Annotated in this window: 9 protein-coding genes and 1 pseudogene; 5 read left to right on the forward strand and 5 right to left on the reverse strand. The window is 71.6% G+C overall.

The window, feature by feature from the left end; translation table 11 throughout:
• Positions 1 to 1338: UDP-glucose/GDP-mannose dehydrogenase family protein (locus Q0444_RS13010; RefSeq protein ID WP_299023418.1), on the forward strand; the 1338-nt coding region annotated here is incomplete at its 5' end.
• 25 nt (positions 1339 to 1363) lie between these two features.
• Here Q0444_RS13010 and Q0444_RS13015 read toward each other — a convergent pair.
• Positions 1364 to 2617 (reverse strand): pyridoxal phosphate-dependent aminotransferase, encoded by a 1254-nt coding sequence (locus Q0444_RS13015; protein WP_291082953.1) that lies wholly within the window; start codon positions 2615 to 2617, stop codon positions 1364 to 1366.
• Between the two features lie 396 nt (positions 2618 to 3013).
• Here Q0444_RS13015 and Q0444_RS13020 point away from each other — a divergent pair.
• A pseudogene (locus Q0444_RS13020) lies at positions 3014 to 3214 on the forward strand (DUF2599 domain-containing protein); the annotation flags it as partial.
• A gap of 9 nt (positions 3215 to 3223) precedes the next feature.
• Here the strand turns inward: Q0444_RS13020 and Q0444_RS13025 are convergent.
• On the reverse strand, positions 3224 to 4285 hold the full coding sequence (locus Q0444_RS13025) for a GAF domain-containing protein (RefSeq protein ID WP_291082947.1): 1062 nt from the start codon (positions 4283 to 4285) through the stop codon (positions 3224 to 3226).
• 69 nt (positions 4286 to 4354) lie between these two features.
• On the opposite strand from Q0444_RS13025, the gene Q0444_RS13030 reads away from it, so the two are divergent.
• The gene (locus Q0444_RS13030; protein WP_291082944.1) at positions 4355 to 6178 is read left to right on the forward strand and encodes an NAD(P)/FAD-dependent oxidoreductase; all 1824 of its coding nucleotides are present in this window, start codon (positions 4355 to 4357) and stop codon (positions 6176 to 6178) included.
• An 81-nt stretch (positions 6179 to 6259) separates the two neighbouring features.
• Here the strand turns inward: Q0444_RS13030 and Q0444_RS13035 are convergent, their stop codons facing one another.
• From Q0444_RS13035 to Q0444_RS13045, 3 genes are all read right to left on the reverse strand, one after another.
• Complete coding sequence (locus Q0444_RS13035; RefSeq protein ID WP_299023419.1) at positions 6260 to 9361, reverse strand: (Fe-S)-binding protein; 3102 nt, start codon at positions 9359 to 9361, stop codon at positions 6260 to 6262.
• Positions 9362 to 9532: 171 nt separating this feature from the next.
• Positions 9533 to 11131 (reverse strand): S1 family peptidase, encoded by a 1599-nt coding sequence (locus Q0444_RS13040; protein ID WP_291079757.1) that lies wholly within the window; start codon positions 11129 to 11131, stop codon positions 9533 to 9535.
• A 113-nt stretch (positions 11132 to 11244) separates the two neighbouring features.
• Positions 11245 to 12600, reverse strand: coding sequence for a S1 family peptidase (locus Q0444_RS13045; RefSeq protein WP_291079759.1), 1356 nt, complete (start codon positions 12598 to 12600; stop codon positions 11245 to 11247).
• A 249-nt stretch (positions 12601 to 12849) separates the two neighbouring features.
• Here Q0444_RS13045 and gdhA point away from each other — a divergent pair, with 249 nt between their 5' ends.
• Positions 12850 to 14196 (forward strand): NADP-specific glutamate dehydrogenase, encoded by a 1347-nt coding sequence (gene gdhA, locus Q0444_RS13050; protein ID WP_291079761.1) that lies wholly within the window; start codon positions 12850 to 12852, stop codon positions 14194 to 14196.
• A gap of 358 nt (positions 14197 to 14554) precedes the next feature.
• A partial coding sequence (dnaK, locus tag Q0444_RS13055) for a molecular chaperone DnaK (RefSeq protein WP_299023420.1) occupies positions 14555 to 15923 on the forward strand: 1369 nt, incomplete at its 3' end.

Consider the following 15923-nt stretch of genomic DNA (forward strand, 5'->3'; position numbering starts at 1 on the left):
GCCGCCTGCAGGGCCGGGCGGGGCCGCGGGGTGCGGGGGGTGGATGTGGCCCGGGCCAAGATCGGCCGCCTGCGGCGGGGGGAGGTGCCGTTCTACGAGCCGGGTCTGCCGGAGATCCTGCTCCGGCATGTGGAGTCGGGCCGGTTGCGGTTCACCACCGACTACGCGGAGGCGGCGGAGTTCGCGGACCTGCACTTCATCGGGGTGGGCACGCCGCAGCGCAAGGGCGAGTTCGCCGCGGACACCTCGCACGTGGAGGACGTGGTGGCCCGGTTGGTCCCGCTCTTGACCTCGGACGCGGTGGTGGTGGGCAAGTCGACGGTGCCGGTGGGGACGGCGGTGCGGCTGCAGGGGATCGCGGACTGGCACGCGCCCGACGGGGTGCGGGTGGAGGTGGCGTGGAACCCGGAGTTCCTCCGGGAGGGGTACGCGGTGGCCGACACCCTGCGCCCGGATCGGATCGTGATCGGCCTGGCCGGCGGCGAGGCCGACCGCGGGACCGCACGGGCGACGGTGACCGAGGCGTACGCGCCGATCCTCGCGGCGGATCCGTGTCCGGTGATCGTCACGGACCTGGCCACCGCCGAGCTGGTCAAGGTGAGCGCGAACGCGTTCCTGGCCACCAAGATCAGCTTCATCAACGCCGTGGCGGAGGTGTGCGAGGCGGCGGGTGCGGATGTGACGGTGCTGGCGGAGGCGGTCGGGATGGATCCGCGCATCGGCCGCCGGTTCCTGGGCGCCGGCCTGGGCTTCGGCGGCGGCTGCCTGCCCAAGGACATCCGGGCGTTCATGGCCCGCGCCGGCGAGCTGGGGGCCGACGAGGCGATGTCGTTCCTGCGTGAGGTGGATTCCATCAACATGCGGCGCCGCGAGAAGATGGTCGACCTCACAGTGCAGGCGTGCGGCGGGGCGCTGATCGGCAGGACCGTGGCGGTGCTGGGGGCGGCGTTCAAGCCCCACTCCGACGACGTGCGGGACTCCCCGGCGCTCAACGTGGCCGGGATGCTTTCGCTCAAGGGCGCGCAGGCCGTGGTGTACGACCCCCGGGCGCTGGCCAACGCCCGCGCGCTGTTCCCGACCCTGACCTACGCCGAGTCGGCTCTCGAGGCGTGCGAGGGCGCGGACGTGGTGCTGGTGGCCACCGAGTGGCCCGAGTTCGTGGAGCTGGACCCGGCCGCCGTATCCGGCGTCGCCCGCGGCCGGGTCCTGCTGGACGGCCGCAACTGCATGCCCGGCGACCGCTGGCGCGAGGCCGGCTGGACCTACCGCGCCCTCGGACGCGGGGCGCGGCCCCAGGACGTCAGGGTCCGCGGGGGCGGTGCGCTCGCCGCGGTCTGACCCCGCGGGCGCGCCCCGCCCGCGGCTACTGCCGGTACGAGGACAGGAAGTTCCCGATCCGCTCGATCGCCACGGCGAGATCGCGGCCGGCGGGGAGCGTGACGATCCGGAAGTGGTCCTGGTCCGGCCAGTTGAAGCCGGTCCCCTGCGTGACCAGGATCCGCTCCCGCTCGAGCAGGTCCAGGGCGAACAGCCGGTCGTCGTGGATCTCGTGGACCTCCGGGTCCAGCCTGGGGAACACGTACAGGGCGCCCATGGGCTTGACGCAGCTCACGCCGTGGATGGAGTTGAGCTTCTCCCACGCGATGCCGCGCTGCTCGTGCAGCCGTCCGCCGGGCTCGATCAGCTCGTCGATCGACTGGTAGCCGCCCAGCGCCACCTGGATGGCGTGCTGCGCGGGCACGTTGGGGCACAGGCGGGTCGAGGCCAGCAGCTCCAGGCCCTCGAGGAACCCGGCGGCGTGGGCCTTGGGCCCGGTGATCGCCAGCCAGCCCGCCCGGTACCCGGCCACCCGGTACGTCTTGGAGAGCCCGTTGAACGTCAGCACCAGCAGGTCGTGGGCGAGGGTGGCGATGGAGGTGTGCTCGGCCTCGTCGTAGATGATCCGGTCGTAGATCTCGTCCGCGAGGATGAGCAGGCTGTGCTCGCGGGCGAGGTCCACGATCCCTTGGAGCACCTCGCGCGAGTAGACCGCGCCGGTCGGGTTGTTGGGGTTGATCACGACGATCGCCTTGGTGCGGGGCGTGATCTTGGACGCGATGTCCTCCAGCGACGGGTTCCAGTCGTCCTCCTCGTCGCTGAGGTAGTGGACCGGCTTGCCGCCCGCCAGGGAGGTCATGGCGGTCCACAGCGGGTAGTCCGGTGCGGGGATGAGCACCTCGTCGCCGTCGTCGAGCAGGGCCTGCATCGTCATGGTGATGAGCTCGGACACGCCGTTGCCGAGGTAGATGTCCTCGACGTCCAGGTGGGGGAAGCCGGGGACCAGCTCGTAGCGGGTGAAGATGGCCCGGCGCGCCGACAGGATGCCCTTGGACTCCGAGTAGCCCTGCGCGTGGGGGAGCGCGGCGATCATGTCGCGCATGATGACGTCGGGCGCCTCGAACCCGAACGGCGCCGGGTTGCCGATGTTCAGCTTGAGGATCCGGTGACCCTCCGCCTCGAGCTGGTTCGCCCTCGCCATCACCGGCCCGCGGATCTCGTAGAGGACGTTCTTGAGCTTGGAGGACTGGTCGAGCGTGCGCGGCTGGCGGAGCTCTCGTCCCAGGGTCTCAGGCGTCATACCTGCCGATTGTGCCACCCGGCCGGACGTGCCCGGGCTCACGGATCACCCTGACGCCGGGAACGGGCCGGCCGCGCGTGGTAGAAGAAGACCCGTGAAACCCGGTCGCGTCGGTCTACGCTCGGTCCTCCTCGCCGGTGCCACGACGGTTTTCGGCGCCGCACTCGTCACAGTCCCCGTCTCCTCGGCCACCGCGGCCCCCGCATCGGGCGGCGACGGGCTGCTGACGGGCTCGCTCGGTTCCGTGGTCGTCGGCACGGGTTCGGCGTTGTCGAGCTCGCACCGGCCGCCGCCGTATATCGAGAGCGCCCGGTGGTTCGGGCAGGGGGGCGGGTCGGTGTTGATGATCACCCGACCGGGGCCGGTCGGACGTCGTGGGGGGTCGACGACGAAGCCGTGGCGTGGTCCGAGGTGGTCGCCCTGGCCCCGGATGCCACCACGCCGGGGATGCGTCAGCAGTTCGCGTGTCACTGGGTCTTCGCCCGGCTGGCCGATCCGGACAAGCCGACCTGGGACCTCGAGCCCTGGCGGCCGGTGGTCTCGGACGTGGAAATGATCGCCGCGCGCTGCGATCCGACGACCGCCGGGTCGGAGTAGGAGCGTGGGTCAGATCCCGTAGCGCAGGTCGACGATCGCCGGGATCTCCGAGTCCGGCAGGAGCTCGTCGGGATGCTCGACCCGGAGGAAGTCGACCAGCTCGCGCTCGCGCGGGCACAGCGAGTAGGGCTGCGACTCGATCGACAGGCCGGTGAGCTGCCGGAGTCGACGGACCTCGCCCCTGACCGTGGTGGTCGCGGACGGGTCGTCGTAGAGGGCCTCCGACAGCGCCCGCGCGGACCAGGCCTCCCGCGACGCCAGCAGCGCCAGCAGTTCCGCCCTGCGCGGAGACAACGGGATGCTTGTCCCGTCCGCCCGGACCACGGCCGGCTTCCACCCCAGCAGCCGGATCGCGGTGACGGGAGTGGCCACGGTTCCGGGCGCGGCGTCGTCGTCGTCGTCCACCCCGGGCCGCGAGGCGCCCGGAAGCGCCGCGACCAACGACTCGGCGAGCCGCGCGCCGCAGCGCACCAGGGCGCCGGTCTCGACGGAGGAGAACCGCAGCGGGTGGGACACGTTGAGGACCCCGAGGACCCGGCCGCGCGGATCGCGGATCGGGCTCGCGGTGCAGGTCCACCCGTGATGGGCCCGGACGTAGTGCTCGCCGGCGGTGGCGTGGGTGAGGGTCCCGGTCTCGAGGGCGAGCGAGATGGCGTTGGCGCCGATGCCCCGCTCCGACCAGTCCGCGCCCTCGGCGAACGCGATCGAATCCGCCCGGCGCAGCGCCTGCGCGCTGCCCGCGCGCCACAGCACGCGGCCCCGGGTATCGGCGACGACGACGAGGTGGCGCCCGGCGGAGGAGGTGTCCGCCACCGACGCCACCACCTCCGCCGCGACCCGGTGCAGCGGTGTCTCCCCGCGGGCGGTCGCGACCTCCTCCCGAGACAGCACGCTGCAGGGAGCCCGCTGGTCGGGGGAGATCCCCGCGTCCCCGCTGCGCCGCCAGGCGCGCAGCACCCGCGCGTCCAGATCGGAGGTCTTCCCGCCGGACAGCGCCACCTCGTGGGCCTTGATCGAGCGGGCCGCGAACGCCCCGGGGTCGGCGAACCGCAACGCCGAGTGCAACGACATTGCCACCCCCTCGGGAACAAAGTGTGATCTACGTCATGGAAAACGCTACAGCAGAGCGAAGGAGTGGGGATGACCCAGACGACGGAAGCGCCCGCGCACACCGACGGCGGCGGCGCCGATCGGACCGTGGAGACGTGGCTGGCGGGGTTCGGCGACGCGCTGCGCGCCGGCGACACCGACCGCGCGGCGGGGATGTTCGAGGACGAGGGGTGCTGGCGCGACTTCGTGGCCTTCACCTGGAACCTCCGGACCCTCGAGGGCCGCGATGAGATCAGGGAGATGCTCGACGCCCAGCTCGCCGCGGTCTCGCCCGACGGGTGGGTGCTCGGCGAGCCGGCCACCGAGGCCGACGGGGTGACCGAGGCGTGGATCGACTTCGAGACCGCCGCCGGCCGCGGCTGGGGCCACCTCCGGCTGCGCGACGGGCGGGCCTGGACCCTGCTCACCACGACGCAGGAACTCAAGGGGCACGAGGAGAAGAAGGGGCGCGACCGCGACAAGGGCGTCGAGCACGTCATCACCCGCGGCCGCAGGACCTGGCTCGAGCAGAAGTCCGAGCGGCAGGAGAGTCTCGGCTACACCGAGCAGCCCTACGTGGTGATCATCGGCGGCGGGCAGGGCGGGATCGGGCTCGCGGCCCGGCTCAAGCGGCTGGGGGTGCCCACGATCGTGATCGAGAAGAACGAGCGGGCCGGCGACTCGTGGCGCAAGCGGTACAAGTCGCTGCACCTGCACGATCCGGTCTGGTACGACCACCTGCCGTACATCCCGTTCCCGGACGACTGGCCGGTGTTCCCCGCCAAGGACAAGGTGGGGGACTGGCTCGAGCACTACACCGCGATCATGGACCTCGACTACTGGTCGGGTACGCGGTGCCTCGGGGCGGAGTTTGACGAGACCACCGGAACGTGGCGGGTGCGGGTCGATCGGCGGGGCGAGGAGGTCGAGCTCCGGCCGACCCAGCTCGTCTTTGCGCTCGGGGTGTCCGGGTACCCCACCATCCCGCACTTCGAGGGGGCCGAGGATTTCGCCGGGGAGCAGTGGCACTCGTCGGAGTTCACCGGCGAGGACGATGTGCAGGGCAAGCGCGCCATCGTGATCGGGTCCAACAACTCGGCCCACGACATCTGCGCCGCCCTCTGGGACCACGGCGCGGACGTGACGATGATCCAGCGCTCGTCCACCCACATCGCGCGGAGCGAGTCGTTGATGTCGCTGGCGCTCGGGCCGCTCTACTCCGAGGAGGCGCTGGAGAACGGGGTGACCACCGAGAAGGCGGACATGCTGTTCGCCTCCTGGCCCTACCGGCTGCTGCCGGACGCGCAGATCCCCGTCTACGACCAGATGGCGGAGAAGGACGCCGAGTTCTACGAGAAGCTGCGCGGCGTCGGATTCGACCTGGACTTCGGCGAGGACGGGTCGGGCCTGTTCCTCAAGTACCTCCGGCGCGGATCCGGCTACTACATCGACGTCGGGGCCAGCCAGCTCCTCATCGACGGTGAGGTGGCGCTCGAGCGGGGCCAGGTGACCCGGATCCGGCCCGAGGGCGTCGAGCTCGACGGTGAGCGCGTGCTGCCCGCCGACCTCATCGTCTACGCCACCGGGTACGGCTCGATGAATCAGTGGCTCGTCGATCTGATCTCGCAGGACGTCGCGGACCGGGTGGGCAAGGTGTGGGGCTACGGCTCGGACACCACCCGTGACCCCGGGCCCTGGGAGGGCGAGCTGCGCAACATGTGGAAGCCGACCAACGTGGAGCAGCTGTGGATCCACGGCGGCAACCTGCACCAGTCGCGTCACTACTCCAAGTACCTCGCGCTCCAGCTCAAGGCGCGGATGGAGGGCATCCCGACTCCGGTGTACCGGGTGCAGGAGGCGCACCACACCAACTGACAGGCAGGCGCCGGCCCGGAAATGGACCGCGGCCCGTGATCAGGACTCCTGATCACGGGCCGCGGTCGCGTTACGCGTCGACTATCCGAGCGACAGGCCGTAGCCGCCGGGCTTCTTCGACTTCGGAATCGCCCCACCCTTCGCCGGCGTGGCCGGCTCCTCCGCCTCAGCCTTGGTGTCCGCAGCCTCGGCGGCCTCGGCGGGAGCGGCCGGGGTCTTCTCGGCCACCGGGGCGGCGGCAGCGGGAGCAGCCTTCGGGGCGCCCGGAGCCTTCGGGGCGCCGGGGGCCTTGGCCCCGCCCTTCAGTCCCAGCCCGATCGTGGGCTTCGCGGGCGTGGCCGGCGCTGCCTCCGCGGCCGCGGGGGCCTCGGAGGGTTGTGCGGGCGCCGCAGTCGCGTCCGCAGCCGGAGCGGGGGTCGCGGCCGCGCCCGGGGCCTTGGGGGCACCAGGAGCCTTCGGGGCACCCGGTGCGCCCGGGGCCTTGGCGCCGCCACCGAGGGAGAGTCCGCCCGACTTGGGAGCGACCTTGGCCGCGGCGGTGGTGGCCGGAGCCTCGGCCCCGGTGGCCTTGACACTGCCCGGGGCCTTGGCGCTGCCCGGGGCCTTGGGGGCACCGGGCGCCTTGCCGCCGCCGCCGAGCGTGAGGCCGCCCGACTTGGGCGCGCCCTTCGACTCGGCGACAGACGCGCCCGCGGCCGCGGCGCTGACGGCACCAGCAGCACCAGCGGTACCGGCCGCGGCCACCTCGGTGCCCTCGCCCTTGTCGGTCACCTCGGTGCCCGGGGCGGCCTCGGCAGGAGCGGTTGCCTCGGCGGGAGCGGCGGCCTCGGCCTTCGCGGCTTCGGCGGCGTCGCGCTCGGCCTGCTCGGCCTCCTGCTCGGCCGTGGTCTTCTCGCGGACCGGCTGCTCGAGCCACGCGGCCTCGCGGGGCTCGGGCAGGCCGTCGCGGGAGACGGACTCCAGCAGCAGCTGGGAGACGTCCACGACCTCGACCTTGCCCTCCAGCTCGGTGCCGTCGGTCTGGGCGGTGGTGCCGTCGGAGAGCATCACGCGGCAGAACGGGCAGCCCGTCGCGATCTTGGTCGCCGAGGTCGACAGCGCCTCGTCCACGCGGTCGACGTTGATGCGCTTGCCGACCGTCTCCTCCATCCACATGCGCGCGCCACCGGCGCCGCAGCACATGGACCGCTGACCGTGACGCGGCATCTCCTTGAGCGTCACGCCCGAGCCGTCCATGAGCTCACGTGGGGCCTCGTAGACCTGGTTGTGTCGGCCCAGGTAGCACGGGTCGTGGTAGGTCACGGTGCCGTCGATCGGCGCGACGGGCACGAGGCGCTTCTCCCGCACGAGCCGGTTGAGCAGCTGGGTGTGGTGGACCACCTGGTAGTCGCCGCCCAGTTCGCCGTACTCGTTCTTCAGCGCGTTGAGGCAGTGGGCACAGGTCACGACGACCTTGCGCTGCGCGGTGGGCACGCCGTCGAAGGCGTTGTTCATGGTCTCGATGTTCTGCTCCGCGAGCATCTGGAACAGGAACTCGTTGCCCGCGCGGCGGGCGGAGTCGCCGGTACAGGTCTCGCCCTGGCCCAGGACGGCGAACTTCACGCCGGCGGTGTGCAGCAGCGTGGCCACGGCCTGGGTGGTCTTCTTGGCGCGGTCCTCGAACGCGCCGGCGCAGCCCACCCAGAACAGGTACTCGGTGTCGGAGAAGTCCTCGAGGTCCGAGCCGATGACCGGGATCTGGAAGTCGAGGGCCTTCATCCAGTCGTCGCGGCCCGAGTTGTTCTGGCCCCAGGGGTTGCCCTTGTTCTCGAGGTTCTTGAACAGGCCCGCGAGCTCGGTGGGGAACTCCGACTCGATGAGCACCTGGTAGCGGCGCATGTCGATGAAGTGGTCCACGTGCTCGATGTCCACGGGGCACTGCTCCACGCAGGCGCCGCAGGTGGTGCAGGACCACAGGGCCTCGGGGTCGATGATGCCGGCGAGCGTCGGATCGTCGGAGACGTCGGCGGTGGTGTGGCCGACGAGCGGACGCTGGGCCTCGAGGCGGGCGGCCTCGGGGATCCTGGCCAGCTTCTTCTCGTCCGGGTTGCCGTCCGCGTCGACCAGACCCGTCTCCTCGCCCATGGTGGTCTTGCCCCCGGCGAGCAGGTACGGGGCCTTGGCGGCGCCGTGATCGCGCAGGGACATCATCATGAGCTTGGGGCTCAGCGGCTTGCCGGTGTTCCAGGCGGGGCACTGCTCCTGGCAGCGGCCGCACTCGGTGCAGGTGGAGAAGTCCAGCCAGCCCTTCCAGGAGAAGTCCTCGATCGCGCCCACACCGAGGATCGGCTCGAAGCTCTCGTCCGCCTCGGTGAGCTCCTCGATCTTGGCCATGGTCAGCGCCTGGCCGTCCATGGTCATGGGCTTGAGGGCGCCCAGCGCGGTCCGGCCGTCGGCCTCACGCTTGAAGTAGATGTTGAAGAACGCCGCGAAGCGGTGCCACGCGACGCCCCAGGTGATGTTGCGGCCCACGACGTACAGCCAGATCATGCCGGTGAGCAGCTTGACCAGCGCGAAGATCGAGACCATGAGCTCGTTGGCGGGCAGGAGCGTCGAGAGGGGACCGGTGACGAAGTCGGTGCTCCAGTGGAAGTGCTCGCCGTCGGCGGCCTGCAGCGAGAGCTTGCCGGCCTTGACGAACATCATGCCCAGGCCCTCGAGCAGCACGACCGTCTCGACGAAGTAGGCGGACTTGCGGTCCGAGCCCTCGAACCGGTTGAGCCCGCGGCGCATGTTGCGTTGGCGGATGATGATCAGCGCCGTGATGCCGATGACCGTGCCCAGGCCCAGGATCTCGTCGATGAGGTGGTACCAGCCCTGGTCGGAGACCCAGGGCCAGCCGCCGCGCGGGTTGAACGTCTGGATGTAGGCCTCGAACCAGACGAAGGAACCCAGCAGGAACCCGACCATGACGAGCCAGTGGAAGGCGCCCACCGACTTCTTCCTGGCCATCCGCGTGTGTGCGGCCACCTCCACGATGACGTTCTTCGCGCGCGCGACCACCGGGCCGACGCGGTCGAAGCCGTCCTTCTGGCCCAGACGGATGCTCCGCACCATCGTGGTGACGCCCCCGATGAAGGAGGCCCAGCAGAAGAGACTGAGCAGGACACCGATCGTCCCGAGAGTGATGGTCACGCCTGACATGGTTCGCGGCCTTTCGTCGCTCTTCTCGACGCACGGGCACCAGGAAACACTGCGTGTGCCCGTCGACGGTCTTGCGTTAAAGGTAGGCCACGCGGGCCCCGTTCCACGAGTTGAGGTCGCCCTTACCGGGCGCTCTCCACTCGGGTACGGGGCCCGCGTGTGGGACTGGATTCAGTTGGTGCGCAGCGTCAGTCCGGGGTGCGCGGCCAGGACGTCGGAGATCGGGACCACGGACAGGGTCGGGGTGAACCCGGCCGCCCGTGCCACCGCCCGGGCATTGGCGCAGGTACCGGTATCGGCGACGTTGGACGCGCTCGAGACCCCCAGGGCCTTGTCGCCCGAGAACACCACTCCGCCGCTGTCGCCGGGCAGGGCGCACAGGTCCACCTTGAAGGCGTTGGCGATGGTGCGGGAGCCGGCCACGTCGACCGTCGCGCCCACCTCGGTGACGGTCCCGCAGGAGAAGCCGGTGCGGAAGCCGGTCTTGCACGCCTTCTGGCCCACGACGGGGTTCGCGGTGCCGGTGATGGCCTGCGTGGTGTCGGGCCCGGTCCCGACCAGGTTGGTGCGGAAGCGGTTGGCGAGCGCGGGGTCCACGGCGATGAGGGCGGTGTCGATCGCGTCCTTGCGGACGCCGGTCGTGGTGCCGAACTCCTGGCCGTCGGCCAGCGCGGCCCGGGCGCCGTCGGCGCCGGCGCAGTGCGCGGCGGTGATGACGACGGGCGTGCCGGCGAGCTCGCCGTTGAAACCGGTGGAGCATTCCAGGACCCCACCGGGGACGGCGACGACGTAGGCCGTGCCGCCCACGACGGGCCCGCCCGGCGCGGGCTGCTGGGTCCGACGGTCGGAGGCGGGGGCCGGGGTGACGGGGTTGGGGACGATCTCGTTCATCCCGTCGATGACGGAGCCGGTTCCCGGGGTGAGACCGGCGAGCAGGTCGATGATGGTCCGCGCGGGCCCCTCGGGGATGAGCCCGGCCTCGCCGAGGAGCGCGAGGCTGGCGAGGGAGCCGGCCTCGCCGGCGGTGGCCGGTCCGGGCTCGGCCTGCGCGCCGGCGCGGGTGGTGGCGGGCTCGAGCCCGTCCACGGTCGGCCCGCCGTCGGACTGGGTCCCGCCCCCGCCCTCGCTACCGAACGGGGCGGTGTCCCACGCGGGGTCCGGGGCCTCGGTCATGTCGATGACGGCGAGGTCCTTCAGCCGCGCGGTGAGGTTCCCCAGCTGGGAGGCCTCGCCGCCACGGGTGGTGACCACCACCGCGTTCCGGGTGGGATCGACGCGCACGCCGGTGACCAGGGCCCGCATCTCCGCGGGGAGCCCCTCGACGATGGTGGCCACCTGGCGCTCGCGGGCCGAGAGCTCGTCGGCGGTCAGCGCCACGTCCTGCACGAGGAATCCGGCGGCGGAGGCCTCGGTGCGCAGCCTCTCGCCCACCTCCCCGGGGACGACGCCGACCCGGCCCGTGCCGGCGTCGTCGAGCCAGACGCCCCCGAACGCCTCGCGGAACTGCTGCTCCCAGCGGGGCCGGGCCTGGGCGAGGCGGTCGCCCACGCCGGCCTGGGCGAGGAACTGCTCGGGGGTCAGGCCCAGATCCCGCTGGAGGGCGTCGACCAGGGAGGTCAGCTGCGGCCCGAGGGCCTCGGCGAGGGCCGGCAGCGTCGTGACGACAGAGGGCGACGGGGTCGCGGGGGCGGGTGCGGCTCCGGCGGGGGTCGCGGAGACGACCAGCGCCGCGGCGGCGACGAGGGCGGTGAGCGTGGAGGTGGTGCGCATGATGGCCTTCCGTGGTGCACGGGCGGACGACGAGGTGGTCCAGTTGCGGCCCAGATTACGGAAGTGTGATTAGCGGGTCCAGTGTGACACGTGTGGTTTGTGTGATTGATGTGTCAGGAGGCGCCCACCTGGAGGCCGGGGAAGCGGTTCTCGATGGCTCCGACCGTCACCCCGACGATCATGGGGACGGTGCGCCAGCGGGCGAGGGCGTCCCGGGCGGTGGCGCAGTCCTCATAGGGCACCCCGTACTGGTCGAACGCGTTGGACAGGCTCGTGACGGCGACCGCCCGGGTGCTGGAGAACACGACGCCGCCGCTGTCGCCCGCGATGGCGCACAGGTCGACCTCGACGTTCGTGGTGCCGCCGGGCGAGGCGGAGTCGACGCCGGACACCTTTCCGCAGGTGTACCCGGTCCGTTGGCCGTATTTGCAGAGGAGCTGCCCCACGACGGGCCGCTGGGAGCCGGACAGCGCGAGGGGCTGGGCGTCGGCGGCCAGGACGTGGGAGTTGCGGAAGCGGGTCTCCGCGGCGGGGTCGATGGAGACCAGGGCCGCGTCGAGCCCCTCGTCGACCTCGGCGGCGGTGAACGCGCCCAGGCGCGGCGACGACGGGCCCTCCGACACCGTCCCGGGGCGGAAGACGGTGCGGGACGTCACGCGGTCGGGGAAGGTGCTGCAGTGCGCGGCGGTGATGTTGACGACCCGGCCGCCGCGGAGTCCGTTGAACCCGAGGGAGCACCAGTTGGCGATGTCGCCGGCGGGGGAGGTGATGAGGACGCGGGTTCCCCCGGCCATGGAACCCGGGGCCGGGGGAGAGGGGGGAGGCGTCACCGGCGGGGCGTCGGGCGGGGCGGCGGACCCGAGCGAACCCTGGGCGGGCAGGAACCCCGCCGCCCGCACGCCCGTTCCCAGGTCGGCGGGGGGGACGGGCGCCGCCGGCGAGCCGTCGACGAGGACCGTCACATCGCCGCTCAACGGATCCACGTCGACGGTGGTGATGGCCTCGCGCTGCTCGGTCGGCAGGGAGTCGGCCCAGGCCTGGACCCGTCCCGCCGTGTCGTCCAGGTCCCGGGCGGCGGCCGGGGCTGCGAGGACCACGAAGCCGCGGGCACGTGCATCCGCCGCGAGCGCGTCGGCGTCGTGGCCGTCGCGCACCACCGCGACCTGGCCGGCGCCGCCGTCGATCCGCACCCCGGCGAAGGCGGCCGGGAACCTCGCGGCGTACTCCTCGGACGCCGCGGCGAGCCGCTCCGCGAGCGCCGAGTCCGACCGGAAACCCTCGCGGGTCGTCCCGGCCGCGACGAGCGCACCGTCGAGGGAATCGTGTGCGACGACCTCCGACGTCCGGGAATCGTCCGCCGGAGGGGCGCCGTCCGCGGGTTGGGCCAGGGCCGCGACGGGCGCCGTGACGACCGCGATCGCGGCCACGGCACCGACCCACCGGAATCGGGTGCGGTTGGGGTGGCGCATGGGGATGTCCGTTCCTGTGGGCGGGGGCGGGGCGGGCCCCGAGGTGCGGATGTCGAGCGTAGTGCCGGGTCGGCGCGGGCGGGAGGAAAGCGGGGGCGGGCGACGATCCCGGTCGGGCTGACTCGGAGATCCGGGGGTGCAGCCGCTAGGCTGCGCCACGGCGATTACACAGTCCCAGCAGTGTCGGGTTCTCCGCACCGGCGGCTCGAGGTGTCGCCCAGTTCGAGTTGCCCGTAGACCGGAGGTCCCATGTCCGACGCCGACGCCGCACTGCATGATGCGCTTGCCACCGTGGTGCGACGCAACCCGGGGCAGCCGCTCTACCTGCAGGCCGTCCACGAGGTGCTGGAATCGCTCGTCCCTGTGGTCAGGCAGCACCCCGAGTACATCGAGGGCGGGATCCTCAAGAGGATCATCGAGCCCGAGCGCGTGATCTCCTTTCGGGTGCCGTGGGTGGACGACTCCGGGACCATCCAGGTCCAGCGCGGCTACCGCGTGCAGTTCAGCTCGGACCTCGGCCCCTACAAGGGCGGGCTGCGGTTCCACAAGTCCGTGGACGAGGACACGCTGAAGTTCCTCGGCTTCGAGCAGGTGTTCAAGAACGCGCTCACCGGGCTCGGGCTGGGCGGCGGTAAGGGCGGCTCGGACTTCGACCCCCACGGGAAGAGCGACGGCGAGGTCATGCGCTTCTGCCAGTCGTTCATGGGCGAGCTCGCCCATTACATCGGCGCCGACCTCGACGTGCCGGCCGGCGACATCGGCGTGGGCGGCCGGGAGATCGGCTACCTGTACGGGCAGTACCGGAAGGTGACCGGCCGGAACGAGGCCGGGGTCATCACCGGTAAGGGCGTCGGCTACGGGGGCTCGTGGGCCCGCACCGAGGCCACCGGGTACGGACTCGTCTACTTCGTCCGCGAGATGCTGCGCGACACCGACATCAGCCTCGAGGGATCCCGCGTGGTGGTCTCCGGCTCGGGCAACGTGGCCCTCTACGCCGCCAAGAAGGCGGCGCAGCTCGGCGCCACGGTCGTGGCCTGCTCCGACAGCTCCGGGTACGTGGTGGACGAGGACGGGCTCGACCTGGAGCTGCTCGCCGACGTCAAGGACGTCCGCCGCGAGCGGCTCTCGGCGTACGCCCGCGAGCGGGGCAACTGCACGTACGTCGAGGGCGGGTCGGTGTGGGGGGTCGAGTGCGACATCGCGCTGCCCTGCGCCACCCAGAACGAGCTCCACGGTGACGACGCGCGCACGCTCGCGGAGAACGGCTGCCGCCTGGTCGCCGAGGGTGCCAACATGCCCTGCACCGAGGAGGCGATCGAGGTCATCCACGAGAAGGGCATCCTCTTCGGCCCCGCCAAGGCGGCCAACGCGGGCGGCGTGGCCACCAGCGGCCTGGAGATGCGGCAGAACGCCGGTCGCCTGCAGTGGGACTTCGAGCGGGTCGACTCCGAGCTCGACCGGATCATGACCAACATCTACGCCACCTCGGCCGCGACCGCCGAGGAGTACGGCGCCCCGGGCGACCTCATCGCGGGCGCCAACATCGCGGGCTTCCGCCGGGTCGCCGACGCCATGCTCGCCCAGGGCGTCATCTGACCCGATCCCGGCCGGCGGCGCGCCTCGTCGTCGTCGTCGTCCCCTCCCGGTCCACCACTCCAAGGGCGTTCCGGTCACCCCCGCCTGCGGGCCGGTGACCGGAGCGCCCTTTCCGGTTGAGTCGGGCGCGCGCAGGATGGGGCGTGATCCGCGTCACGCCGGGAATCCATCCGGCCCGCCGCGAGTTGTACAGGGCGTCAAACCTCAGCGGATCAGACTCAAGTTGGCTTGACTCGCGCTCCCCCGGAAGGCAGGGTGGAGGTAACGGTCCCAGCCTTGAGCCGGGTCTGCTGAACAACAGGATCTTCCAGTCCACACCCCGTCCGCGCGGACTCGTCGCGGAGAGAAGGAGTTCACCATGGGACGTGCAGTCGGTATCGACCTCGGAACCACCAACTCGTGCGTCGCCGTCCTCGAGGGCGGCGAGGCCAACGTGATCGCCAACGCCGAGGGGTCGCGCACGACCCCGTCGGTGGTGGCGTTCGCCAAGAACGGCGAGGTCCTCGTGGGCCAGCCCGCCAAGAACCAGGCGGTCACCAACGTCGACCGCACCATCCGCTCGGTCAAGCGCCACATCGGCACCGAGTGGAAGTCGCCGGACATCGACGACAAGAACTACACCCCGCAGGAGATCAGCGCCCGGACGCTGCAGAAGCTCAAGCGCGACGCGGAGTCCTACCTCGGTGAGGACGTCACCGACGCGGTGATCACCGTCCCCGCCTACTTCAACGACGCCCAGCGCCAGGCCACCAAGGACGCCGGCCAGATCGCCGGGCTCAACGTCCTGCGGATCGTCAACGAGCCCACCGCGGCCGCCCTGGCCTACGGCCTCGACAAGGGCGACAAGGAGCAGACCATCCTGGTCTTCGACCTCGGCGGCGGCACGTTCGACGTGTCCCTGCTCGACATCGGCGACGGCGTGGTGGAGGTCCGCGCGACCTCGGGCGACAACCACCTCGGTGGCGACGACTGGGACCAGCGGGTCGTGGACTGGCTGGTGGAGAAGTTCAAGGCGCAGAACGGCATCGACCTGACCAAGGACAAGATGGCGCTGCAGCGTCTGCGCGAGGCCGCGGAGAAGGCCAAGATCGAGCTGTCGAGCGGTCAGTCGACCTCCATCAACCTGCCCTACATCACCGTGGACGCCGACAAGAACCCGCTCTTCCTGGACGAGACGCTCTCGCGCGCCGAGTTCCAGAAGATCACCCAGGACCTGCTCGACCGCTGCCGTAAGCCGTTCCAGGCCGTCATCAAGGACGCCGGCGTCTCGGTCTCGGCGATCGACCACGTGGTCCTGGTGGGCGGGTCGACCCGCATGCCGGCCGTGACCGACCTGGTCAAGGAGCTCACCGGCGGCAAGGAGCCCAACAAGGGCGTCAACCCGGACGAGGTCGTGGCCGTGGGCGCGGCGCTGCAGGCCGGCGTCCTCCGTGGCGAGGTCAAGGACGTCCTCCTGCTCGACGTGACCCCGCTGTCGCTGGGCATCGAGACCAAGGGTGGCGTCATGACCAAGCTCATCGAGCGCAACACCACCATCCCGACCAAGCGCTCGGAGACCTTCACCACGGCGGACGACAACCAGCCGTCGGTGCAGATCCAGGTGTTCCAGGGTGAGCGCGAGATGGCGGCGCAGAACAAGCTGCTCGGGTCGTTCGAGCTCTCGGGCATCGCCCCGGCCCCGCGCGGCGTGCCGCAGATCGAGGTCACCTTCGACATCGACGCCAACG

Origin of the sequence: uncultured Dietzia sp., from assembly GCF_937873725.1 — a bacterium.
In the GTDB taxonomy this organism is placed as follows: domain Bacteria; phylum Actinomycetota; class Actinomycetes; order Mycobacteriales; family Mycobacteriaceae; genus Dietzia.